Here is a 20,598-nt window from a genome sequence, read left to right on the forward strand (position 1 = left end):
CTCTATATTCGTTTTCTTATTTCAGTGCGGCCAGACCGTGCCGCGCGAACATAGGTACATAAGCCCCAAAAACTTGTGCTCGTTTTGGGTCTGACGCGTTGCCATCCAGCGCGCGTTTATAGACTCCTTGCAGAATCCCCGCCATGCGAAAGAAATTAAAGGCAAGGTAGAAGCCGAATTTGTCGATCCCCGGCAGTCCCCTTCGCTGGCAATACTGCTCGATAAAGGCTTGGTCTGACGGCAGGCCCAGATTTGCTCGGTCAATTCCGGCCAGGCCGCGCCCTTCTTTGCCGGGCGGCATCTGCCATTGCATAATGACGGCTGCCAGATCTGCGTAGGGGTGACCGATTGTCGAAAGCTCCCAGTCCAGAACACCTAGGCAGTTGGTTCCGTCTTTTGCGAACATCAGATTGTCGATGCGATAGTCACCGTGCACGAGCGTACGCTGCCCGTCATCCGCAGGCACCGACTGTTCAAGCGTCGTGATCAGCGCGTCCATATCGGGTATCTGAGTTGTTTCCGAGGCACGGTACTGTTTGGTCCAGCGCCCGATTTGACGCTCAAAGTAATTGCCGGGCGGGCCGTAATCCGAAAGTCCGACTGCGTCGACGTCAACCATATGCAACTCGGCCAGAACCCGGTTCATTTCGTCCATTATAGCTTTGCGCGTTTCAACGCTTTGACCTTCCATCGTGGGCTCAAGAAAAGTGCGCCCATCAAGGCGCTCCATGATGTAGAAATCAGAGCCTATTACGGTGCTATCCTCGCATAAAAGATACATCTTGGGGACTGGAACCTTGGTGCCCGTGAGGGCTGTTTGCACGCGGTATTCACGGTCTACTGCGTGGGCGGACTTCAAGAGAACGCCTGGTGGCTTTCGGCGTAATACGTATTTCTTGGCTGGTGTGCGCAGCTCAAAGGTCGGGTTAGATTGGCCGACGTCGAACTTTGTCGCTTTGAGTGGGCCATTGTAACCGTCGAGATGCGCGCTGAGATAGGCGTCGATGGCGGGCAGATCCAGTGCGGTGTTATCGGTCATCCCTCAGGCCCCTAAAGCGCTTCGGCAAAAATGTTACCGGCCGTCACCACGTTGATGCCGCCGGATACGGGGATCACGGCCCCGGTGATGTAACTGCCGCCCTGGCCGCAAAGGAACAGCATACATCCGGCGATGTCCTCGTCACGTCCGACGCGGCCCAGGGGCACCGACTTGCCCACTTTGTCACGGGTGCCTTCGTCAGCGGTCGCAAACGCGGTCATGCGCGACACAAACGGCCCGGGGGCCAGTGCGTTTACGGTGACGTGATAGGGCGCCAGTTCTTTTGCCATGATCTTGGTCAGATGCAGAACGGCTGCTTTAGAAGCGGAGTAGCTATAGGCGCCATCACCCATCGGAACCTCCCCCATGACCGAGCCAACATTGACCACGCGGGCTGGATCATCGGGTGTGCCTGATTTCATCAACATCGGCAGCAGTTTTTGGGACAGGTCGAAAATACCCGCAACGTTGACGGACATGACCTTATCCCACGCGTCATAAGGGAATTGCCCCATTGGTGCACCCCAGGATACACCCGCGTTATTCATCAGAATATCAAGGCGTTGCGTTCGGCCTATAACTTCCGACACCAGAGCATCGATCCCCTCTTTCGTGCCGACATCCCCGCCGAACCCTTCAGCGCTGCCGGGGGCGTCCAATTCGTTCAACTCATCTGCAACGGCCTCGCATGCCTCTGCTTTGCGCGAAGCAATAAGGACCCGCGCGCCGGCGCGCACCAGTGCCTCGGCGGCCATGCGCCCAATTCCCGTGGCGCCACCGGTTACAAGAGCGGTCTTGCCCTGCAATGAAAAAAGCGTTTCGGGGGTCATGGTCTGCTCCTCATTTTTGATTATTGGCGCTTGGGTGATGGTGATCAGATTTGCATCACCCTGAATTCTTGACAACACCCGCTGCCGCGCCAAAGGTCCTTCTGAACAAATAACAAGGACATCAGGCCAGATATGCAAGCTTTACTCAGCGTCGCTCCGGGTGGACCGGAAACTCTGGAATTGACCACCCTGCCCGATCCTGTGCCAGGCAAGGGTGAATTGCTGGTTGCGGTTAAGGCGGCCGGTGTTAATTTCCCCGATACGCTGATGATCCGGGATCTGTACCAGATCAAACCGCCGCGACCTTTTGCACCGGGGGGCGAGATCGCGGGCGTGGTTCAGGCGGTTGGTGACGGTGTGAGCGGGTTTGAGGTGGGCGACCGTGTTCTTGCGCTGACCGGTCATGGGGGCTTTGCCACGCATCTGACGCTCAAGGCCAAGATGGCAGTGAAGTTTCCTGAAACGATACCGTTCGAGGAAGCCGCCTGTTTCATCTTTACCTACGGCACTTCCTACCATGCACTGAAGGATCGCGCTGCCATTCGACAGGGGGAAACCCTGCTTATCCTTGGCGCCGCCGGCGGTGTTGGATCGGCTGCGATTGAGCTTGGCAAGGCGATGGGCGCACGCGTGATTGCAGCGGTGTCTTCGCCGGACAAAGCGGAATTCTGCCGTAAGATCGGCGCGGACGAGACAATCGTATATGCGCGTGACATGGACAGGGACGCGCAAAAGGCGCTTTCTTCGGAAATCAAAGCCTTGGCGGGCGGAGAAGGCGTGGACGTCGTCTATGACGCGGTGGGTGGCGACTATGCTGAACCCGCGCTACGTAGCATGGCCTGGAACGGTCGTTACCTTGTTGTCGGATTTCCGGCCGGAATTCCCAAGGTTCCGCTGAACTTGCCGTTGTTGAAAGGCTGTCAGATCGTGGGTGTATTCTGGGGGGCGTCGGTTTTCCGTGATCCCAAGGGGCATGCCGAAAATGTAAGTGAATTGTTTGGGTTGTACGCGAGCGGTCAGGTCAAGCCTCAGATCAGTGCCAGATACTCACTAGACCGTGCGGCTGAGGCGTTGGTTCATTTGGCCGACCGCTCAGCGCTTGGAAAAATAGTCGTCACGCTGGATGAGGTCTGAGCAAATCACCAAGTGAAAACTCGACATATGGGGTGTCTGCTGGGCGGCGTTCGCTTCATGAGTGCGCGGACCGGTAGACATTCCCACCAATTCGCGTTTATCAACCTGTTATGGGAACGGTGAAATAATGCAAAAAGCTCTGATTTTGAATGGTCCGAACCTTAACCTTCTGGGGACGCGTCAGCCTGAGGTTTACGGTAGCACCACGTTGAAGATGGTTGAAGATTTGTGCCAAAGCCACGGAGCTTCTCTTGGCTTTGATGTGTCGTGTCTTCAATCCAACCACGAAGGTGCCCTGATTGACGCTATTCACGCTGCCAAGGGCGTGCATGACGGGATCGTTCTGAATGCCGGAGCCTATACGCATACGTCGATCGCCTTGATGGACGCGATTGCATCGGTCGAGCTTCCGGTGATCGAGGTGCATCTGTCCAACATCCATGCGCGCGAGTCGTTTCGCCACAAATCCTACATCTCGAAGGTCGCCGTCGGGCAGATCAGCGGCTTTGGGGCGCAGAGCTATGTACTGGCGCTGGACGCCCTGTCGGCGCATCTGAAACGCGGAGGGGTTGGATGAAGCTGAGCGAATACCTTCACTTCCTCAGCTATACAAAGACGCTGGAAGAGCTTTGGGATGCGCATTGCCGGCAAATGGCAAAGTACGGGTTCATTCGGCTTCTTTACGGGTACACCCAGTATCGCACTGAAACATCTTTGGGTGATCCTGAAGACTTTGTGATTCTGACGAACCATGGACAGGAATACCTGGACGGTTTTCTCCGGGGTGGATTGTATTTCCATGCCCCGATGTTGAAGTGGGCACTGCAGAACGAAGGTGCGGCGAGCTGGAAGATGACGCAGGATCAGATGTCGGCGGGCACTCTGACCCCGAAAGAACGTGCGGTTATTGAATTCAACAAGTCCAAGAAGGTCATTTCCGGATACACGGTCAGCTTCACGTCGGTATCCATGCGGTCGAAAGGCGCGATTTCTCTGTCTGCGCGTGACACGCTGACACAGGCAGAGGTGGATGAGATCTGGGCGGAACATGGTGACGATATCCTGTTGATGAACAATGTCGCGCATTTGAAGATCCTCACCCTGCCCTACAACGCGCCGAACCGCGCGCTGACCAAACGACAGCGCGAGGCATTGCAATGGGTTGGTGATGGCAAGACCACGCAGGATATCGCCTTGTTGATGGGACTGACGGCGGCGACCGTGGAAAAGCACCTGAGGCTGGCGCGCGATTCGCTTTCGGTTGAGACGACGGCACAGGCCGTTTTGAAAGCATCGCTGCAAAACCAGATGTTTGTCGTCGAGGCCTGAGCCATCAAAATTGACGCTAAGCTGCGTCAATTTACCTAGGGTAAGGAAATCATGACTTTCCAAATCTGAACCCGAATTGCAAAGTAATATTGTTCCGTGAGTGGTGGCTTTAGCCAGGGAACGTTTTGATCGGATCTTTGCAATTCCAAGGCTCTCCGGTTGCTCTGACACAGGGGCGTCTATTCGTCCACGTACCTTTGTCGGAATTTTGGGGGGCCTCGACCATCCCCATCTTGCGGGGCCCCTCAATCCAAACGTGTGATAGATGTGGACGCTTCGGCGTCCCTTTTTGTTTCCATATGACTGAAACGCACAAAAAAACCGGTTACGCAGCTGCGTAACCGGTCTGGTTAGATGCACGCGAGCGCCTTTCGACGCCCGGGAAAAACCACTTAGCCTTGTGCGGCCTTGGCAACTTCGGCGGCGAAGTCTTCTTTTTCGACAACGATGCCTTCGCCAACTTCCAGACGTACAAAGCCAGTGATGGTTGTGCCAGCTTCTTTGGCAGCGGCTTCGACGGTCAGGTCAGGGTTCACAACAAACGCCTGGTTCAGCAATGTCGATTCCGCGACGAATTTCTTCATGCGGCCAACGATCATCTTTTCGATCACCTGCTCCGGCTTGCCGGATTCGCGGGCGATGTCCATCTGAACCTGTTTTTCCTTCTCGACTACAGCTGGGTCCATGTCCGCCTCGGACAGGGCAGCAGGGTTCACAGCTGCGATATGCATCGCAATCTGTTTGCCGATCGCTTCGTCACCACCGGACAGAGCGACCAGAACGCCGATTTTACCCATGCCGTTGGTGGCTGCGTTATGGACGTAGGACACAACCGTGTCGCCCGACAGCTTGGACATACGGCGGACCGACATGTTTTCGCCGATGGTGGCGATTTTGTCGGTCAGCGTGTCTGCAACGGATTTGCCGCCCAGATCGGCCGCCAGCAAAGCTTCGACATTGTCGACGCCTTCTGCGGCAAAGGCGATCTTGCCGACCATTTCCTGAAACTCGGCGTTTTTGCCAACAAAGTCGGTTTCCGAGTTCACTTCGACAGCAACACCGGTGCCGTCATTGACGTGAACAGCAACCAGACCTTCGGCTGCGGTACGGCCCGATTTCTTGGCCGCTTTGGCCAGGCCTTTGGTGCGCAGCCAATCGACGGCTTCGTCCATGTTGCCGCCGGTTTCGGTCAGCGCCTTCTTTGCGTCCATCATGCCTGCGCCGGTTGTGTCGCGCAGTTGTTTCACCATTGCTGCTGTGATTGCCATCTCTTGGCTCTCCTCAATTCAAACGGAATTGGGGCAGGCCTACCCTGCCCCATATGTCATTTACGTGACGGGCAGCTTACGCTTCGGCCTTGGCTTCCGGCGCGGCTTCTTCTGCAGCGGCAGGCTCTTCTGCAACGGCTTCTTCAACCGGAGCTTCTTCGAACGCGCCCAAGTCAACTCCGGCGGCACCCATCTGAGCGGTCATACCGTCCAGAGCGGCACGCGCGACAAGATCGCAATACAGAGAAATGGCGCGCGCTGCGTCATCGTTGCCGGGAATGATGTAATCAACACCATCAGGTGAGCAGTTGGTGTCGACGATTGCTACAACTGGGATACCCAGCTTGTTGGCTTCGGCAATGGCCAGTGCTTCTTTTTTGACGTCAATGACGAACAGAAGGTCCGGAACGCCGCCCATTTCGCGGATACCGCCCAGGGATGCCTGCAGCTTGATCTGGTCACGTTCCATGCCCAGACGCTCTTTCTTGGTCAGGCCTTCGGCACCGGCTTCCATGGCTTCGTCGATCTGGTTCAGACGGTTGATCGACTGGGAAACGGTTTTCCAGTTGGTCAACGTGCCACCCAGCCAGCGGTGGTTCATGTAGTACTGAGCAGACTTTTCAGCAGCGTCTGCGATTGGCTGAGCAGCCTGACGCTTGGTGCCGACGAACAGAACGCGGCCACCTTTTGCGACGGTGTCACGAACAGCCTGCAGCGCCTGGTCCAGCATCGGAACGGTCTGGGTCAGGTCCATGATGTGGATACCATTGCGCGAGCCGTAGATGAACGGGCCCATGCGGGGATTCCAACGCTGTGTCTGGTGACCAAAGTGTACGCCAGCTTCCAGCAGCTGACGCATGGTGAACTCGGGAAGAGCCATGCTTTATTTCCTTTTCCGGTTTACGCCTCGGCGGGGGTGAAAGAAGCGGATGCTCCAACCGGCGGGCCAGATAAGGATGTCTCCCCTACAAAGCCCAAACCCCGCCTGCGGGATTGAATGGCGCGCGTATACGGCAGGTTGACATGCAGCGCAAGGGCCAAATGCCCCTATTTTTCAAGCCGTGCCAAGGTATGTGCGTGGCGCACGACGGCTTCGCAATGGGCAGCCAACGCCTTGCGGCTGTCAAAGTCGCTGACCTTGGCGGGCGTGTGATAGATCAACTCGACCGAGCCTTGCCGACGCGCGCCCAGAGTCTTTAACAGATGCGGGGCAAACTCCATATCGCCCCACCAACCATAGAACCGGTCGGGCTGCCCCTTCGGGGCATGGAAGACCACGGAAACCGGTTGAACATACATGAAATTGCGCAGTTCATCTGAAAAGAACGCCGCGAACAGCGTTGTTTTAAATGGCAAAATCCGCAATCCGTCCGTGGAGGTGCCCTCGGGGAAGAACAGCAGTTTGTGCCCAGCGGTCAAACGTTCCTCAAACACCTTTGTTTGCTCGCGCGCCTTCTTGCGGTCACGCTCGATAAACACTGTGCCGGTCGCGCGTGCCAGCCAGCCGATACCGGGCCATTTCGCAACCTCGGCCTTCGAGACAAAAAAGACCCGTTTGCGGGCGTTCAGCGCAAAAATATCCAGCCACGAGGAGTGATTGGCCACCACGGCCCCGCGTTCTTGCATCAAGTCACCCGAGGTTCGGAACCCGACGCCCAGAATGCGAAACGCGTTGCGGCAGACAAACTGGCTGATGAAGGGTGTGATCGGTCGGCGTGGACCGTAGATCGGACGTTCGACCAGGCGGACGGTCAGCAACAGGATCAGACCGCTAGTCACCAAAAGGGCTAGCGGCAGGCCACGCAAGATCACCAGCCCCCACCCGATTACGCCAAGCTCGATTGGATCGGGCGCATCTTCGCTTTGCCAGGATTGATCGCTCACCGGATTACGCCCCACTATAGATACGACGCTGGCGCTCATTCATGCGGGCGGTGTCCAGGATCAGGCACACATCAGTGGTGTTGAACGCATGGTCGATAAAGGCGCCCTCTCCCACAAACCCGCCCAACCGCAGATAGGCTTTGATTAGCGACGGCACCTGCACCATTGCGGCGCGGCGGTCCAGGTCTTCGGGCGCAACAAGGTTCATGTTCTGATACCTGTCCGGCTGGGCCTTCACACGCAGGTCAGGTGGTGCCAAGTGGTTGTGGTGCAACATCGACAAGGGTTGCGCCAGGTCGTGCAGGTTGGTGCCGTGGAAACTGGCCACGCCAAACAGCACTTCGATCTCTCGCTCGGCAACGTAAGCGGCCAAACCGTTCCAAAGGTGATACATGGCCGTGCCACCACGGTAGTTGGCGTGCAGGCACGAGCGACCAAGCTCCAGCAGCTTGCGGCCGCTTTGTTTGAGGATGCTCAGGTCGTATTCATCTTCGGAATAAAACTGGCCCAATTCTTCGGCACGTTCACCCGGTAACAGTCTGTAAACACCAATTGTTTCACCGGTTAGGTCATCAATCGCCAGCATGTGGTCAAAGTGAGGATCGAACCTGTCCTGTTCCAGCCCTGCATCGTGATCGACCATCACTCCTCCGCTACCCAGTTCGCGCACAAACACGTCATAGCGAAGCCGCTGCGCAGCACGCAGTTCGGCCTCAGTCTCGGCGAGTTTGACGGTAAAGGATGGGCCTGCATCCGACATCAGAAATTCCGTTCTTGTTTGCGCGCTGATACCGCAGTTCTCGGGCAGATGGCAACACGGGCGAAATCCCGTGACGTTAACCTTTCCTAAACCAGTTTCACGGATCAAAGACCGGCATCAGGGCGATGCGCGTTCCGTCAATCACCACTTTTCCCTGCTCGCGAAAATTCACGGTGATCTTGCCCCCGATGTTGGACTGCACCTGTCCAACGCCCCAGTCGGGATAATCGGGGTGGCGGACAAACATGCCCGGTGCGAAAATGGCAATAAGGTCTGTCATGCAAGGGCTCCGGTCCAGCGGCAGATGAAGCAGGAGGTACGCATGCGCGACTCAGACGTCAACCTGGCCGAGTTGATCGGCTCGCGGATCTGTCACGATCTTATCAGCCCCATCGGGGCGATCACCAATGGTCTTGAGCTGCTTGAAATGGTTGGTGCGGTTCAGGGACCCGAGATGGAGCTGATCTCGGGCAGTGTCGGCAGTGCCGGGGCCAGAATTCGTTTCTTCCGCGTGGCTTTCGGGTCAGCCGGCGATCAGCCCTTGGGCCGGGCCGAGGTGACCGCGTTGCTGAAGGATGTCGAACGGGCCGGTCCTGTGCGAGTAAACTGGCACCTGACTGAGGCCGTGCCGCGCAACCAGGTCAAACTGGCGTTTCTGGCGCTGATGTGCTGTGAAAGCGCGATGCCGTTTGGTGGCGAAGTTACGATTGATCATGCGGGCGAAAGCTGGACCATTACCGGATCCGCCGACAAGCTCAATGTGGATAATGATCTCTGGAAAAGCCTGCCTTCGGGGCATTTTGCCAAACCTGTGACGCCTTCTCAGGTGCAGTTCGCCCTGCTGCCCGAAAGCGCCACGGCGATGGGACGGCGGGTTGCGGCGGAAACCACCTCAACCCGCGTTACGATCCGGTTTTAAGCCCGAACCGTTCCGTTCCCGCGCACAAGGTACTTGAAGCTGGTCAGCTGCGCCGCCCCTACCGGGCCTCGTGCGTGCATCTTTCCAGTGGCGATGCCAATTTCAGCGCCCATCCCGAACTCACCACCATCGGCAAACTGGGTTGACGCGTTGTGCATCAGGATCGCGCTGTCGAGTCGTTCAAAAAAACGGGCGGCGGCGTCCGGATCCTCGGTCAAGATGCAATCGGTGTGATTGGACCCATACTGGCGGATATGGGCAATCGCCGCGTCGATATCCGCGACGGGCTTTGCAGCAATAACGCTGTCGAGGAATTCCTTGCCCCAATCGTCGGCAGTTGCCTCAACCACACCATCCACGTCCAATTGACCATTGGCATGAACCTCGACCCCCGCGGCAAGAAGGGATGCAATAACATCCCTGCCCAGCGTTTCCACCACGTCTTGATGGATTAGCAGGCATTCAGCCGCGCCGCAAATACCGGTGCGGCGGGTCTTGGCGTTTAGCACGACATCCAGTGTTTTCCGGGGATCAGCCGCCTTGTCGACATAGATATGCACGATGCCTTCGAGATGGGCAAAAACCGGCACACGGGCTTCGCGCTGTACCAACCCGACCAGCCCTTTGCCACCGCGCGGGACAATGACGTCGACATAGTCGGTCATGGTCAACAATTCCTGAACCGCCGCACGATCCCGAGTGGGCACCAGTTGGATCGCGTCCTCGGGCAGGTTCGCAGCCTTCAATCCTTCGACCAGACAGGCGTGGATGGCCCCGGAAGAGTGGAAGCTTTCAGACCCACCGCGCAGAATGACCGCATTGCCGGATTTCAGGCACAAGGCGCCCGCGTCAGCCGTCACGTTGGGGCGGCTTTCATAGATCACACCGATGACGCCCAGCGGAGTACGCACGCGCTGAATGTTCAGGCCTGTAGGCATGTCCCATTCGGTCAGCACTTCGCCCACGGGATCGGCTTGATCAGCAACGGTGCGCAGCCCGTCGACCATGCCCTGAACGCGGGCTTCATCCAGCATCAGGCGATCCATCATCGCCGGGCTCAGGCCCTTGTCGCGGCCAAAATCCAGATCTTTCTGGTTGGCTTTGATGATCTGTGCCCGGTTGGCCCAAACCGCATCCGCTGCCGCGATCAGCGCGGCATGCTTGCGCTCGGCACTGGCAAAGGCCAGATCAGCCGAGGCCGCTTTGGCGCGCTTCCCAAGATCGGCCATCATGGTGGGAATGTTGTCGAAATCCTTCATCTCATGTGCCTTTCGATCGGTCATTGGTGTCTTAGCATCGCGCCGCTACAGAGCCAAATCGTCTCTGTGGATCAATACAGCCCGACCCGGATAGCCCAAAGTCGCCTCAATTTCAGAGGACTTGCGCCCTTTGATTGCATCCGCCTCTTGCGCGGTATAGCGGCTGAGCCCCTGCGCCAGACGGCGGGCCGTTGGATCAAGAATGGCCACCGGGTCGCCACGGCCAAAGTCGCCTGTCACTTCGACGATACCGGCGGGAAGCAAGCTTTTGCCATTGCCAAGCGCCTGCGCCGCGCCTTCATCAACCACAATCTCACCCCGAGGCTTCATTGCCGAGATCCAGCGTTTTCGCGCGGCATGTGGGTCCAGCGTGGCCGTAAACCACGTGCTATTCGCGCCATTTTCCAGCGTTTTCAGCGGGTTCAATGGCGAACCTTCGGTGATTGCCATGTCGCAGCCGGCGGCAGTCGCCATCTTCGCGGCGAGCAGCTTGGTCTTCATACCCCCCTTGGACAGACCCGAGCCAGCATCACCCGCCATCTCTTCGATTTCGGGAGTGATATCGCAGATCACGTCATAGCGCGTGGCGTTTGGGTCGTCGTTCGGGTTGCCGGTATAGAACCCGTCCACATCCGACAGCAAAATCAACTGATCCGCACCGACGGTGACGGCGATTTGTGCGGCCAGCCGGTCATTGTCGCCATATCGGATTTCGTCGGTGGCCACGGTGTCGTTTTCATTAACGATCGGAACCACACCCAAGCCCAGCAAAGTCTCGAGCGTTGCGCGAGAGTTCAGGTACCTGCGACGGTTGGCGCTATCTTCCAGCGTCACCAGAACTTGCGCGGTGGTGATCTTGTGCGGGGTCAACGCCTCTTCATAGGCGCGGGCCAGACGGATTTGCCCGACGGCCGCCGCAGCCTGAGATTGCTCCAGCGGCAGGGTCTGCATCGGCAGGTTCAAAACGCCACGCCCCAAAGCAATTGATCCCGAGGACACCAGAATGACGTCCGTCCCTTCCCTTTTCAACCAGGCCACATCCTGTGCCAGCGAGTGCAGCCAGTCGGATCGCAGCAAACCGGTGTGTCGATCCACCAACAAGGCAGATCCGATTTTGACCACCAGTCGTTTGGCTGCGGTCAGGGTTGCCAAGACTGCATCTCCTCAACGGGTTTTTGGCGCAGACGGTTTTCGTCGATTTGCGCCCGCAATGCGCGCAGAACCTCGGTTACGCCCAGATGCGCGACGCCGGACATCATCATAACGGGGCCGCCAACGGCCTCTTCCAGTTCGGCCTTGGCCAACGCCTGTTCATCTTCGTCTAGCGCGTCGACTTTGTTCAGGACGGTAATCCGAGGTTTTTCCGCCAATTCACCGCCATATGCCTCAAGCTCGTGAATGATTGTCCGGTAATCTTCTGCGACGGATTCAGAGGTGCCATCGACCAGATGCAACAACACCGCGCAGCGCTCTACGTGGCCCAGGAACCGATCCCCGATCCCGCGGCCTTCGTGTGCGCCTTCGATCAGGCCGGGGATGTCGGCCACCACGAATTCAACGTTATCAACCCCCACAACGCCCAGATTGGGGTGCAAGGTGGTAAACGGATAATCCGCAATCTTGGGGCGCGCGTTCGATGTCGCGGCCAGAAAGGTTGACTTGCCGGCGTTGGGCATCCCCAGAAGGCCGACGTCGGCGATCAGTTTCAACCGCAACCAAATGGTGCGATCAATCCCGTCCTGCCCCGGATTGGCCCGGCGTGGCGCCTGGTTAGTCGCTGATTTGAAATGCAGGTTGCCAAAGCCGCCATTGCCGCCCTTGGCCAGCAAGACCCGTTCGCCCACCTGCGTCAGATCGCAGATGACCGTCTCTTCGTCCTCGTCGAGGATTTCCGTGCCGACCGGCACCCGCAGGATGATGTCGTCGCCATCCTTGCCGGTGCGCTGTTGACCACGGCCGGGTTGGCCGCTCTTGGCAAAGAAATGCTGCTGATATCGAAAGTCGATAAGCGTGTTCAGCCCGTCAACAACCTCGGCCCAGACCGATCCGCCCTTGCCGCCGTCACCGCCATCGGGTCCGCCATATTCAATGTATTTTTCACGCCGAAAGCTGACGCAACCGCCACCGCCGGCCCCGGACCGGATGTAGACCTTTGCAAGATCGAGAAATTTCATGTCAGTCCCCTACTGCAAAGGCCCCATCGGCCACAAGTCAGAGTTTTTTGGTGTATGTCCAGGTGGGCACATTCGCATCGCGCGCCACCGAATAGATTTCGGCATCGCCAAGGTATTCAAACCCGCAATGGGTCAGTACCCGGGCCGAGGCCGGATTGTCCTGAAACACACTGGCAAACATCGAGCTGTTTTCCAGCGGGTTGGCCACAACCAACGCCTCAACTGCCAGCGACGCAACGCCGGTGTTCCAGTAGACCGGCGCAACCCAATACCCGACTTCGGACTGGTTGCGGTCCAGTCTGGTCAGCGAGATTAAACCGATCAGCTCTGGCCCGCCGTCCTTGGTTGCGTCCAGCGCCCAGACATCCTCGTCCCGCTCGTCCGCCATCGACCGTGTTACAAACGCTTCGATAGATCCCGGAGGCAGCGGATGCGGGATTGACGTTGTCATACGCGCCACGCGTTCATCGCCTGCATAATGTTCGATGAGACCCAGATCCGAACGGCGCAAGGGGCGCAGATCGAACCGCTCGGTTTCAATGACCGGCTGGTTTATTATCGTCTCAAGTTTCATGAGTGCGTTCCTCCTCCGAACAACACAAAAAGTACAGACGCAACAGTGAGACCTGCTAACGTCCACATCAGATACTTTTCGACAGGCTGCCCTTCAACCGCATGGGCGATTCTATCGCCCGCAAATGTCCAGATTGGGTGAAGAACGACCTGACAAATCAACAAACATACAGCGATTGTGATCGTCGCCTCAAACGTCGGTGTTCCTGCTGCGACAAAGCCGGTGAACCCTGCTATGATCATCGCCCAAGCCTTGGGGTTCAGCGGGTGGACAACAAGCCCGGCCCAAAACCCTGGGGCGGTGCCCTCAGCCTCGTGCCGCGACAGGCGCGTATTGGCGATCTTCCAGGCCAACCACATAATATAGGCAGCCGAGGCATATTTAAGCACCGCAAACACCGCAGGTGCCTGTTCAGCCAGTTGCAGCAAACCAAAGCCCACAGGCCAGATGATCAATTGCTTTCCAAGAATGACGCCGCCGACAAAAGGCAGAGCCGAACGGAATCCATAGCGCGCACCTGTTCCCAGCAGGACCATATTGGCTGGTCCCGGCGTGCCGACCTGACTGGCGGCAAAGATGAGGAAACTGGTGGTTGCGACTGTCATCGGACTTTTCGATCAAAACTTCGTTAAAACGAGAAAGGGGACCGGCATTTGTTGCCGGTCCCCCATGAATTTTCAAACCTTATGGGTTTCGGCTTACTCTGCGGCCTCCGCCACTGGCAGGACCGAAATAAAGGTGCGGTTTTTGAGACCCTTGTGGAACTTTACAGCGCCATCTGAGGTCGCAAAGATCGTGTGATCTTTGCCCATACCTACGCCCTCGCCCGGCCAAAACTTGGTACCGCGCTGACGTACGATGATGTTGCCCGAGATGGCGGCCTGGCCACCATAGAGTTTCACGCCAAGGCGGCGACCAGCTGAGTCGCGACCGTTACGGGAGGAACCGCCAGCTTTTTTATGTGCCATTCTCTCTCTCCTTAGCCTTTAGCCAACTCTTTAGCCTGCTCAACCCATTCGGGTTTCACTTTGACCGTTTCGATAGCAGCAATCTGCTCGTCCGACAAGGCGGCCAGAGCGGCAAAGCTCTCGATACCGGCTTCATTCAGCTTCTTGGCAGCGGCAGGGCCGACACCTGTCAGCGCAGTCAGATCGTCTGCGGCCGCAGCAGCGGCAGGTGCCTCTGCCTTGGGCTCAGCTTTCTTGGCAGGCTTTTTCGCCGCCGGAGCAGCTTCGCCAGCCGGTGCGGAACCAGTTGCAGCTTTCAGGCCGGATTTGTCAGCGCCCGACGACAGGATGTCGGTGATCTTGACCAAAGTCAGTTTCTGACGGTGGCCAACAGTGCGCTTCGAGCTGTGCTTACGACGGCGCTTGACGAAGTTGATGACCTTGTCACCTTTGATCTGTTCGATCACTTCGGCCTGTACGGCCGCACCGTCAACGAAAGGCGCGCCAACAACCGGAGCGTCACCGCCCAGTATCAGTACGTCGTTGAATTGAACTTTTTCACCTGCGTCGGCAGCCAGCTTTTCAATGCGGAGGATATCACCCGCCTGAACCTTGTACTGCTTGCCGCCAGTCTTGAGGACCGCAAACATGCGTCTTTCCTTTTCAAAACCGCGTTCTGTGGTCCCCGATTCACGGGTGTTTTCGGCTTTTGCCACCTCGAACAGCGCGCCCTTTTCGGGCTGTGTGACGACCCCTGGGACACGCCCGTTGGGTCAATAATAACGAGACCCGGCGCGGAAGAACCGGCCGGGATGCGCGCTTATCCATAGATTGCAGGAGAAAGTCAACACGTAATGCAGGCTTAAAGATCCGAGCCGCTCAGAACCTGCGAGACCGCCTGACCCATCTCAAAATATATCTTATCATACATCCGGTCAAAGCTTTCAAACAGGGCCGAATTGACAGCTTTGCCTGTGTCGGTGCGCGAAAAGGCGATGTTCTCGCGTATCTGCGCGTCGCTCAGCGGTTGATAGGCAAGCAGAAGAAAGGAATAAAGCCAAGTCTCAGTCTCTTGCGTTATGCTGTCTTGCTGCGACAAAAGCTCGGCCAGCAGGTCGGCATCATCGCCCCCGAGCAGCGCATTCATGCCCCGGAAAAAGTTGTAATCAGCGCTTATGGCGTTTTGAACATTCTGGTCGATCAGATCGTTGACCTGAATGAACTCAGTAACAAGCCGGAATATCTCGCTGTCGCGGTCCCCGGTTCGATAACTGTCCTTGGCCAATTCCTCGATTGCTTCGTCGGCAAAGGCTACGCGGGCCGAGTTCTCCAGCGTCACGATGGTCTGGCCCAGATCGCTTTCAAAGAACACTATAGCGCGTTCTAATTGGCTTTCGGTTAATTCCTGGCGAAATACCGTGGAAATCTCATTGTGCATCCAGATCGGGTCATAAATCCTGTCCACCTGAGCGTCGAATACGGGTCCGCCGGCGTTGTTGAGGAAAGAGGTCTTGATTTCTTGCCCCGCAGCGTTGCCCTCATCGCGCAGAATTTCGATGACCTGATCCATTTGCATCGCCTGCATCAGGCGATCCAGCTGTTCCTCGGCCTGCAATGGAAAGGCCCAAAGAGCAAACGCCGCAACTGCTGCGACCTGACGCATCAGATATCCTGTGCGGGGTGCAGATCCGCCATTTTGGCAGCCAGAATCTCAAATTTCCGGGCCATGATCTCGTATTGGATGGCGTTCAGAAGTTCATAGACCTCTTGCATCAGCGGCTGTTCCAGCGCTTCCGCATAAGAAATGACATCCGCGTCTGAAAATTCCTGATAGGTATAAGCTGCCCCGGCCAACGCGGACAGTTGCAGCGATTGACGCATGCCGGTTTCGTTCTGCTTCATCATGTTCCGCAACTCATCCGCGCCAAGCTGAAGTTCAATAATGCCCGACGCGCTGGCGGCCAGAAGGAACCGTATCTGAATTTCCTGCAGGGCCCGCAACGCCGTTCCGCTGGAATCAATGGCGTTGTTCATACGTTTGAGGTTTTCAACCCGCAGCGACCCTTCCTGGATCAGATCGGCGACAATCTCTTGCCCTTCCAGTTGCTTTGCACCGTCATCTTCGATCATATGCGAAGTGTTCTCCGCCTCAACCAGCCGTTGGCCCAGATCCGAGGCATAAAATTCCACCGCATGGTTCAAGGCGTCGTCGCTCAGCGTTTGCTCCAGAATGGACAAAGCGGTTTCATGCATGTCCTCGGTGTCGAAAACCTCTTTGGTCAGGCGCGTCCAATCGGACCCGAACCCATCGGGATCAATCCCCAACATCTGCGGCGCCGAAGCTGACGCCAGCGCGATGCTTTCCAAAGCGACGTCAAAGCCGGTTGTGGTCAGAAATGCCTCAATCCGGTCCCGGCTGGCGGCGGCAGAAGGCAAAGGAACCAATGACAGGGCCAAAAGAAGCAGGGAAAAAGGAAGGGCGATGCGGTGCGTTAGATAAGTCATAATCAGAAGCCTAGGCGTTTTCTGCCGTCAGGCAATGGAAAATCCCGACTTAGTGAATTTCCGGAATTTTCTGCTTGCACCCCTGCGCGTTCCTCACTAAATCCCCCCCTCACAGACCCCCGCGGAGAGGTGCCGGAGTGGTCGAACGGGGCGGTCTCGAAAACCGTTGTGGGTGCAAGCCCACCCAGGGTTCGAATCCCTGTCTCTCCGCCACTATCCCCAGGCATAGCTTAGACTACTTGCAAGAAACAAAACGGCTTTTCTTTCGGAAAGAGGACTGAACTGTGGTGTAAGCACTTAGTGCTCAAGCCTAATCCGGGTCAATCTGTAGAGCCTTCACTTTCATTGGCAGCTTAAGCAACCACAGAACATTCGACATAATTGTCGGGCCGCGAAACGCCCGACACGTATCAGGATCGCTGTGCAGGACGCCACATCAGCCACTCTGGAGGACAACCTTCGACCGGATTACACATGCCGGTCACTTCGAACCCGTACCGTTCATAGAAGCTGACGTTTTCTTCTTTGCTGCACTCCAGATATGCGGGTTTGTTGGCTTGATCGGCCAGTTCAAGGCCAGCTTCCATCAATTTGCCACCCACGCCCGAGCCCCTGCCGCAACTGTTGTGCCGATCGCGTATAAATAAAAGTGTGGTTCCTTGGGTTGGTGGCTGGCAATCGTGTCATCTGCAGGCAATGCCCGGATCAGGCGGCGCAAGCCTCCGTGGCGGATCAAGGTACATGCCGTGGGAACCATCTTAACAAAGGCGATATGTTTGGGCACTTCAGGAGGTTACCACATCGTGCCGTCGGAAGGATCGTCGGCCACGTGGCCGAAGCCATGCTTTAGATACAATTCCCGGGCGACAAACGTGTTGTATGCTGTGATTGAGGCTTTAGGTCCCAGCAAAAAGTCGTTTACCGGATCACCAGTAAAGCTCTCGCCAATTATTGCGCCAATAAGATCGTGCTCATCGGGGCGAAGATATCTGATGCTCATGCAAGCTCCTGTTTGGCGAAATTCTGTCATGGCAGGCGAAGTCAGCCCATCGAGGGATCAAACGACGCATCGAGTTTGCCCAATACCCAAAAGATTGTCGAGGACTGCCCCAGCGGAAGCGTAAGTTAGCTGAATTGAGATGCAGACGTGATGAGTGGCGTATTGTTGCCAGCAAGGACTTATCTGATCGGCGCTCTGTGGCTCAATCCCTGTAATTGAACAGATTTGGCGGGTTTTCCCCTTTGCAATCAGATAGTTTACAGACATCTCAGCGACTGACATTCCAAAGGAGACTCCCATGTCGCGAACTATCCTATTTGCTGTAATCATAGCCGGCCTTGGGGCCGGACTTTATTATTATCTGAACCAACCCGAATCCACACCGGCCGAACAATTGCAATCGGCAGCGCAGGATGCTGGTGATGCGGTCAACGATGCAGTGGACGCTACGACTGAACAAGCGAACGAGGCTGCTTCGTCGATCGCCACTCAGGCATCAGACGCAGTAGAACAAGCCGGAGATGCGGCAACCGATCTGGCCAATCAGGCAGGTGATGAGGTTGCTGCGCTGGCAAATCAGGGGCAAGACCTGATCAACTCATGGATCGAAGATGGCGCACTGACGGTGCAGAACTTTGATTATGACACGATGGTTGCGTCCATTCAGGAAAGCACTATGGCGCAGGATACCAAAACACAAGCTATCCAAATACTGGATGACATCAAGGCATCCCCGCAGACCATTGTGGCCAAAATAGAAGAGCTTCGGACCCTTCTGACCGGGCAATAAGTTCACGGGCGCCCTCAACTCTCGGCGCTGATCCGAACTCCTGTAACGTCACGGCGTAGCCAGATTGACGATCCACCAAGCATTTGTTTGGATTCTTCTATACAGAAGCACACACCAGACTGAACCATACCAATGCGCTCAGATCAGGGTTTTGCTGTATCCCCGCCCCACTTTGGGGCTGGGATTTTTCAGGATAAGGAACCGACAATGACAATCCTGCCTTCGACCATGTTCGCCGTTATACAAACCCATGACGGGTATTCTGACACCGCAACCGGACCCGTTATTGACGCCGCTGCTGATTGGTTGGCCGAAGCCGAGGTTCCGGTGCCACAGCCCGGTCCGGGACAGGTTCTGATCCGCTTGCGTACCGCGTCGGTGAACCCATCAGATATTCACTTCATCAAGGGCGAATACGGCCAACCCCGTGTCCAGGATACCCCGGCTGGATTCGAAGGATGCGGCGATGTGGTGGCCACTGGCGCAGGGGCTGAAGCCTTAAATGGTCTGCGCGTGGCATTTGTGGCTGCAAACGCAGGCGCCTGGGCGGAATACGTGGTGACACAAGCACAAATGTGCATTCCTCTGCGCCCCGAGATTTCGGACGATGACGGGTCCGCGCAGATCGTGAACCCTCTGACCGCGATGGCGATGGTGGACATCGCGCGCGGCGATGGCGACGCTTTTGTTGTGTCGGCGGCAACCAGCCAGTTGGGCAAACTCATGTGCAGCCTTGGCCGAGATCTGGGCCTGAAACCCATCGCCCTGGTGCGTCGGTCGGATGCGGTCGAAGCGCTCAAAGAGTTGGGCGCACATGAGGTTTTGGTTACAACCGATCCAGATGTAACCCAGAAATTCGCGGTGCTAAGCAAAGAGCTCAAACCACGGGTATTTCTGGATGCCGTCGCCGATCAGCTATCCGAGCAGATATTCTGCGCCATGCTAAACGGCGCACGTTGGATTTGTTATGGCAAGCTCAGCGCCGAGTTGCCGAAACTGACGCAAACCGGGCAGTTGATATTCATGGGCAAACGGATCGAGGGCTTTTGGCTGACCCAGTGGATGACCTCGACCCCGCCCGCCGATCAGATGCGGGTTGTGGGTGAAGTTCAGGCGCGTTTTGCTGATGGACGTTGGAAAACCGATGTATCCGAACGGCTTGCACTGCGGGATGTGGTATCAAATCTGGCTGATGCGCTGAAAAAGGGTGACGGAAAGGTGATTATCACGCCATAGTAGAACCAAGCCCCGGATGGCCGAGCATATCCGGGGCGCCATAACGCCGGACGAACCGGCATTGGGAGGTGACTTTGGATAACGCGCAGCTGCTGATTAGCGGGCTGGCGAATGGCTGTGTCTACGGCCTAATCGCCCTTGGATTTGTTTTGATCTACAAAGCGACCGAGGCGGTGAACTTCGCACAGGGCGATTTCATGATGCTGGGGGCGTTTGTCACCATCGGGCTTACCAATACCGAATATATGGGCCTGCCCTTCTGGCTGGCTCTGCCGATCTCACTGGGGATCATGGGGGCCTTGGGCTATCTGCTTGATCGCCTGATCATCCGTCGCATATTTGGCGAAAGCCAGACGGCCGTTGTGATCCTGACCATCGCCCTGGGCTTTGTCATCCGGTTCGCGGCCGGGTTGATTTGGGGGCACGAGCCGCAGACGCTGCAGAACCCTCTGGCGGGGAAAGAGGTCCGGTTTGGTGGGCTGGTACTGGGGATGGAGGACGTGGCCGTTATCGTTGTCACCATCCTGTTGACTTGGGGGCTATACGTCTTTTTCAGCCGCACAAAGCTGGGTCTTGCGATGCAGGGCGCGTCGCAGAACCAGTTGGCGGCTTATTACATGGGAATTCCGGTCAAACGTGTTCAAGGCTTTATCTGGGCGCTGGCGGGTGTGGTGGCCGGAATTGCGGGGATCCTGTTTGCGGCCAAGGGATCGGTGGACCCTACAACCGGGCTGTTGGGGATCAAGGCTTTTGCCGCGGCGGTGATTGGTGGGTTCGGCAGCCTGCCCGGCGCGCTGGCCGGAGGGTTGATCGTCGGTGTGATTGAACCCTTTGCCAGCCGTTACATTGCCGCAGGTTACAGCCAGATCGCGCCTTACGCATTGCTTTTGGTGGTTCTGATCTTCCGGCCCAACGGGCTGTTCAGTCAGGTTCGGATCAAGAAGGTCTAA

At 56.9% G+C, this 20,598-nt stretch carries 25 protein-coding genes and 1 tRNA gene; 8 read left to right on the plus strand and 18 right to left on the minus strand.

Annotation, left to right across the window (positions count from 1 at the left end):
- Positions 1-16 precede the first annotated feature (16 nt).
- Positions 17-1,039 carry a phosphotransferase gene (locus SJY13_RS03685; RefSeq protein ID WP_377187807.1) on the minus strand — a complete coding sequence of 341 codons (1,023 nt, stop codon included), beginning with the start codon at positions 1,037-1,039 and terminating at the stop codon, positions 17-19.
- Between the two features lie 11 nt (positions 1,040-1,050).
- Entirely contained in the window at positions 1,051-1,869 is an 819-nt protein-coding gene (locus SJY13_RS03690; protein ID WP_085824199.1) for an SDR family oxidoreductase, read from the minus strand.
- Positions 1,870-2,001: 132 nt separating this feature from the next.
- On the opposite strand from SJY13_RS03690, the gene SJY13_RS03695 reads away from it, so the two are divergent.
- The 3 genes from SJY13_RS03695 (at position 2,002) to SJY13_RS03705 (ending at position 4,332) form a co-directional block, all read left to right on the plus strand.
- Entirely contained in the window at positions 2,002-3,003 is a 1,002-nt protein-coding gene (locus SJY13_RS03695) for an NADPH:quinone oxidoreductase family protein (protein ID WP_377187811.1), read from the plus strand.
- A 127-nt stretch (positions 3,004-3,130) separates the two neighbouring features.
- The gene (aroQ, locus tag SJY13_RS03700) at positions 3,131-3,580 is read left to right on the plus strand and encodes a type II 3-dehydroquinate dehydratase (protein ID WP_377187814.1); all 450 of its coding nucleotides are present in this window, start codon (positions 3,131-3,133) and stop codon (positions 3,578-3,580) included.
- Positions 3,577-4,332 (plus strand): autoinducer binding domain-containing protein, encoded by a 756-nt coding sequence (locus SJY13_RS03705; RefSeq protein ID WP_085824147.1) that lies wholly within the window; start codon positions 3,577-3,579, stop codon positions 4,330-4,332. The genes aroQ and SJY13_RS03705 overlap by 4 nt, the downstream gene beginning before the upstream one ends.
- 392 nt (positions 4,333-4,724) lie before the next feature.
- Here the strand turns inward: SJY13_RS03705 and tsf are convergent, their stop codons facing one another.
- From tsf to SJY13_RS03730, 5 genes are all read right to left on the minus strand, one after another.
- Entirely contained in the window at positions 4,725-5,600 is an 876-nt protein-coding gene (gene tsf / locus SJY13_RS03710) for a translation elongation factor Ts (protein ID WP_377187817.1), read from the minus strand.
- Positions 5,601-5,676: 76 nt separating this feature from the next.
- On the minus strand, positions 5,677-6,480 hold the full coding sequence (gene rpsB / locus SJY13_RS03715; protein ID WP_085824145.1) for a 30S ribosomal protein S2: 804 nt from the start codon (positions 6,478-6,480) through the stop codon (positions 5,677-5,679).
- A 167-nt stretch (positions 6,481-6,647) separates the two neighbouring features.
- On the minus strand, positions 6,648-7,523 hold the full coding sequence (locus SJY13_RS03720; protein WP_377187821.1) for a lysophospholipid acyltransferase family protein: 876 nt from the start codon (positions 7,521-7,523) through the stop codon (positions 6,648-6,650).
- Positions 7,489-8,244: a GNAT family N-acetyltransferase gene (locus tag SJY13_RS03725; RefSeq protein WP_377187824.1), complete on the minus strand. Its 756-nt coding sequence runs from the start codon at positions 8,242-8,244 to the stop codon at positions 7,489-7,491. Before SJY13_RS03725 ends, SJY13_RS03720 begins: the two co-directional genes overlap by 35 nt.
- Positions 8,245-8,341: 97 nt before the next feature.
- A complete protein-coding gene (locus SJY13_RS03730) occupies positions 8,342-8,524 on the minus strand; it encodes a DUF3553 domain-containing protein (RefSeq protein ID WP_377187827.1) in 183 nt (60 codons plus the stop codon).
- 42 nt (positions 8,525-8,566) lie between these two features.
- Between SJY13_RS03730 and SJY13_RS03735 the strand changes: the two genes are divergently transcribed.
- The gene (locus SJY13_RS03735; protein WP_377187830.1) at positions 8,567-9,163 is read left to right on the plus strand and encodes a histidine phosphotransferase family protein; all 597 of its coding nucleotides are present in this window, start codon (positions 8,567-8,569) and stop codon (positions 9,161-9,163) included.
- Here SJY13_RS03735 and SJY13_RS03740 read toward each other — a convergent pair.
- From SJY13_RS03740 to SJY13_RS03780, 9 genes are all read right to left on the minus strand, one after another.
- Entirely contained in the window at positions 9,160-10,422 is a 1,263-nt protein-coding gene (locus tag SJY13_RS03740) for a glutamate-5-semialdehyde dehydrogenase (RefSeq protein WP_377193555.1), read from the minus strand. The genes SJY13_RS03735 and SJY13_RS03740 overlap by 4 nt on opposite strands.
- Before the next feature lie 45 nt (positions 10,423-10,467).
- Positions 10,468-11,574 (minus strand): glutamate 5-kinase, encoded by a 1,107-nt coding sequence (gene proB / locus SJY13_RS03745; RefSeq protein ID WP_377187833.1) that lies wholly within the window; start codon positions 11,572-11,574, stop codon positions 10,468-10,470.
- Positions 11,562-12,596: a GTPase ObgE gene (gene obgE, locus SJY13_RS03750; RefSeq protein WP_085824139.1), complete on the minus strand. Its 1,035-nt coding sequence runs from the start codon at positions 12,594-12,596 to the stop codon at positions 11,562-11,564. The genes proB and obgE overlap by 13 nt, the downstream gene beginning before the upstream one ends.
- A 37-nt stretch (positions 12,597-12,633) precedes the next feature.
- Positions 12,634-13,170 (minus strand): GNAT family N-acetyltransferase, encoded by a 537-nt coding sequence (locus tag SJY13_RS03755; RefSeq protein ID WP_085824138.1) that lies wholly within the window; start codon positions 13,168-13,170, stop codon positions 12,634-12,636.
- Positions 13,167-13,775 (minus strand): LysE family translocator, encoded by a 609-nt coding sequence (locus tag SJY13_RS03760; RefSeq protein WP_377187837.1) that lies wholly within the window; start codon positions 13,773-13,775, stop codon positions 13,167-13,169. Before SJY13_RS03760 ends, SJY13_RS03755 begins: the two co-directional genes overlap by 4 nt.
- 93 nt (positions 13,776-13,868) lie before the next feature.
- Complete coding sequence (gene rpmA, locus SJY13_RS03765; protein ID WP_377187840.1) at positions 13,869-14,138, minus strand: 50S ribosomal protein L27; 270 nt, start codon at positions 14,136-14,138, stop codon at positions 13,869-13,871.
- Between the two features lie 11 nt (positions 14,139-14,149).
- On the minus strand, positions 14,150-14,767 hold the full coding sequence (locus SJY13_RS03770) for a 50S ribosomal protein L21 (protein ID WP_377187843.1): 618 nt from the start codon (positions 14,765-14,767) through the stop codon (positions 14,150-14,152).
- A gap of 212 nt (positions 14,768-14,979) precedes the next feature.
- Positions 14,980-15,780, minus strand: coding sequence for a DUF2059 domain-containing protein (locus SJY13_RS03775; protein WP_377187846.1), 801 nt, complete (start codon positions 15,778-15,780; stop codon positions 14,980-14,982).
- Positions 15,780-16,622, minus strand: coding sequence for a DUF2059 domain-containing protein (locus SJY13_RS03780; protein WP_377187849.1), 843 nt, complete (start codon positions 16,620-16,622; stop codon positions 15,780-15,782). The genes SJY13_RS03775 and SJY13_RS03780 overlap by 1 nt, the downstream gene beginning before the upstream one ends.
- 123 nt (positions 16,623-16,745) lie before the next feature.
- Between SJY13_RS03780 and SJY13_RS03785 the strand changes: the two genes are divergently transcribed.
- Positions 16,746-16,835, plus strand: a tRNA-Ser gene (locus SJY13_RS03785).
- Between the two features lie 197 nt (positions 16,836-17,032).
- Here SJY13_RS03785 and SJY13_RS03790 read toward each other — a convergent pair.
- Positions 17,033-17,209 carry a hypothetical protein gene (locus SJY13_RS03790; protein ID WP_377187852.1) on the minus strand — a complete coding sequence of 59 codons (177 nt, stop codon included), beginning with the start codon at positions 17,207-17,209 and terminating at the stop codon, positions 17,033-17,035.
- A 206-nt stretch (positions 17,210-17,415) separates the two neighbouring features.
- Positions 17,416-17,622, minus strand: coding sequence for a hypothetical protein (locus SJY13_RS03795; protein WP_377187855.1), 207 nt, complete (start codon positions 17,620-17,622; stop codon positions 17,416-17,418).
- 298 nt (positions 17,623-17,920) lie between these two features.
- Between SJY13_RS03795 and SJY13_RS03800 the strand changes: the two genes are divergently transcribed.
- The 3 genes from SJY13_RS03800 (at position 17,921) to SJY13_RS03810 (ending at position 20,598) form a co-directional block, all read left to right on the plus strand.
- Positions 17,921-18,412 carry a hypothetical protein gene (locus tag SJY13_RS03800; protein ID WP_377187858.1) on the plus strand — a complete coding sequence of 164 codons (492 nt, stop codon included), beginning with the start codon at positions 17,921-17,923 and terminating at the stop codon, positions 18,410-18,412.
- 207 nt (positions 18,413-18,619) lie between these two features.
- Positions 18,620-19,648: an alcohol dehydrogenase catalytic domain-containing protein gene (locus tag SJY13_RS03805; RefSeq protein WP_377187861.1), complete on the plus strand. Its 1,029-nt coding sequence runs from the start codon at positions 18,620-18,622 to the stop codon at positions 19,646-19,648.
- Positions 19,649-19,722: 74 nt separating this feature from the next.
- Positions 19,723-20,598 carry a branched-chain amino acid ABC transporter permease gene (locus SJY13_RS03810; RefSeq protein ID WP_085824131.1) on the plus strand — a complete coding sequence of 292 codons (876 nt, stop codon included), beginning with the start codon at positions 19,723-19,725 and terminating at the stop codon, positions 20,596-20,598.

The organism is Ruegeria meonggei (genome assembly GCF_042768335.1).
Taxonomy (GTDB): domain Bacteria; phylum Pseudomonadota; class Alphaproteobacteria; order Rhodobacterales; family Rhodobacteraceae; genus Ruegeria; species Ruegeria meonggei.

Bases quoted from the DNA above. Each gene is read 5' to 3' on its own strand.
- SJY13_RS03690 (WP_085824199.1), bottom strand. From the start codon at position 1,869: ATGACCCCCGAAACGCTTTTTTCATTGCAGGGCAAGACCGCTCTTGTA.
- SJY13_RS03805 (WP_377187861.1), top strand. From the start codon at position 18,620: ATGACAATCCTGCCTTCGACCATGTTCGCCGTTATACAAACCCATGAC.
- SJY13_RS03800 (WP_377187858.1), top strand. From the start codon at position 17,921: ATGTCGCGAACTATCCTATTTGCTGTAATCATAGCCGGCCTTGGGGCC.
- SJY13_RS03755 (WP_085824138.1), bottom strand. From the start codon at position 13,170: ATGAAACTTGAGACGATAATAAACCAGCCGGTCATTGAAACCGAGCGG.
- SJY13_RS03705 (WP_085824147.1), top strand. From the start codon at position 3,577: ATGAAGCTGAGCGAATACCTTCACTTCCTCAGCTATACAAAGACGCTG.
- SJY13_RS03685 (WP_377187807.1), bottom strand. From the start codon at position 1,039: ATGACCGATAACACCGCACTGGATCTGCCCGCCATCGACGCCTATCTC.
- SJY13_RS03695 (WP_377187811.1), top strand. From the start codon at position 2,002: ATGCAAGCTTTACTCAGCGTCGCTCCGGGTGGACCGGAAACTCTGGAA.
- SJY13_RS03725 (WP_377187824.1), bottom strand. From the start codon at position 8,244: ATGTCGGATGCAGGCCCATCCTTTACCGTCAAACTCGCCGAGACTGAG.
- SJY13_RS03780 (WP_377187849.1), bottom strand. From the start codon at position 16,622: ATGACTTATCTAACGCACCGCATCGCCCTTCCTTTTTCCCTGCTTCTT.
- SJY13_RS03740 (WP_377193555.1), bottom strand. From the start codon at position 10,422: ATGAAGGATTTCGACAACATTCCCACCATGATGGCCGATCTTGGGAAG.
- rpsB (WP_085824145.1), bottom strand. From the start codon at position 6,480: ATGGCTCTTCCCGAGTTCACCATGCGTCAGCTGCTGGAAGCTGGCGTA.
- SJY13_RS03775 (WP_377187846.1), bottom strand. From the start codon at position 15,780: ATGCGTCAGGTCGCAGCAGTTGCGGCGTTTGCTCTTTGGGCCTTTCCA.
- aroQ (WP_377187814.1), top strand. From the start codon at position 3,131: ATGCAAAAAGCTCTGATTTTGAATGGTCCGAACCTTAACCTTCTGGGG.
- SJY13_RS03730 (WP_377187827.1), bottom strand. From the start codon at position 8,524: ATGACAGACCTTATTGCCATTTTCGCACCGGGCATGTTTGTCCGCCAC.
- SJY13_RS03720 (WP_377187821.1), bottom strand. From the start codon at position 7,523: ATGAGCGCCAGCGTCGTATCTATAGTGGGGCGTAATCCGGTGAGCGAT.
- SJY13_RS03760 (WP_377187837.1), bottom strand. From the start codon at position 13,775: ATGACAGTCGCAACCACCAGTTTCCTCATCTTTGCCGCCAGTCAGGTC.
- SJY13_RS03790 (WP_377187852.1), bottom strand. From the start codon at position 17,209: ATGGAAGCTGGCCTTGAACTGGCCGATCAAGCCAACAAACCCGCATAT.
- SJY13_RS03735 (WP_377187830.1), top strand. From the start codon at position 8,567: ATGCGCGACTCAGACGTCAACCTGGCCGAGTTGATCGGCTCGCGGATC.
- rpmA (WP_377187840.1), bottom strand. From the start codon at position 14,138: ATGGCACATAAAAAAGCTGGCGGTTCCTCCCGTAACGGTCGCGACTCA.
- obgE (WP_085824139.1), bottom strand. From the start codon at position 12,596: ATGAAATTTCTCGATCTTGCAAAGGTCTACATCCGGTCCGGGGCCGGC.
- SJY13_RS03770 (WP_377187843.1), bottom strand. From the start codon at position 14,767: ATGTTTGCGGTCCTCAAGACTGGCGGCAAGCAGTACAAGGTTCAGGCG.
- tsf (WP_377187817.1), bottom strand. From the start codon at position 5,600: ATGGCAATCACAGCAGCAATGGTGAAACAACTGCGCGACACAACCGGC.
- SJY13_RS03795 (WP_377187855.1), bottom strand. From the start codon at position 17,622: ATGAGCATCAGATATCTTCGCCCCGATGAGCACGATCTTATTGGCGCA.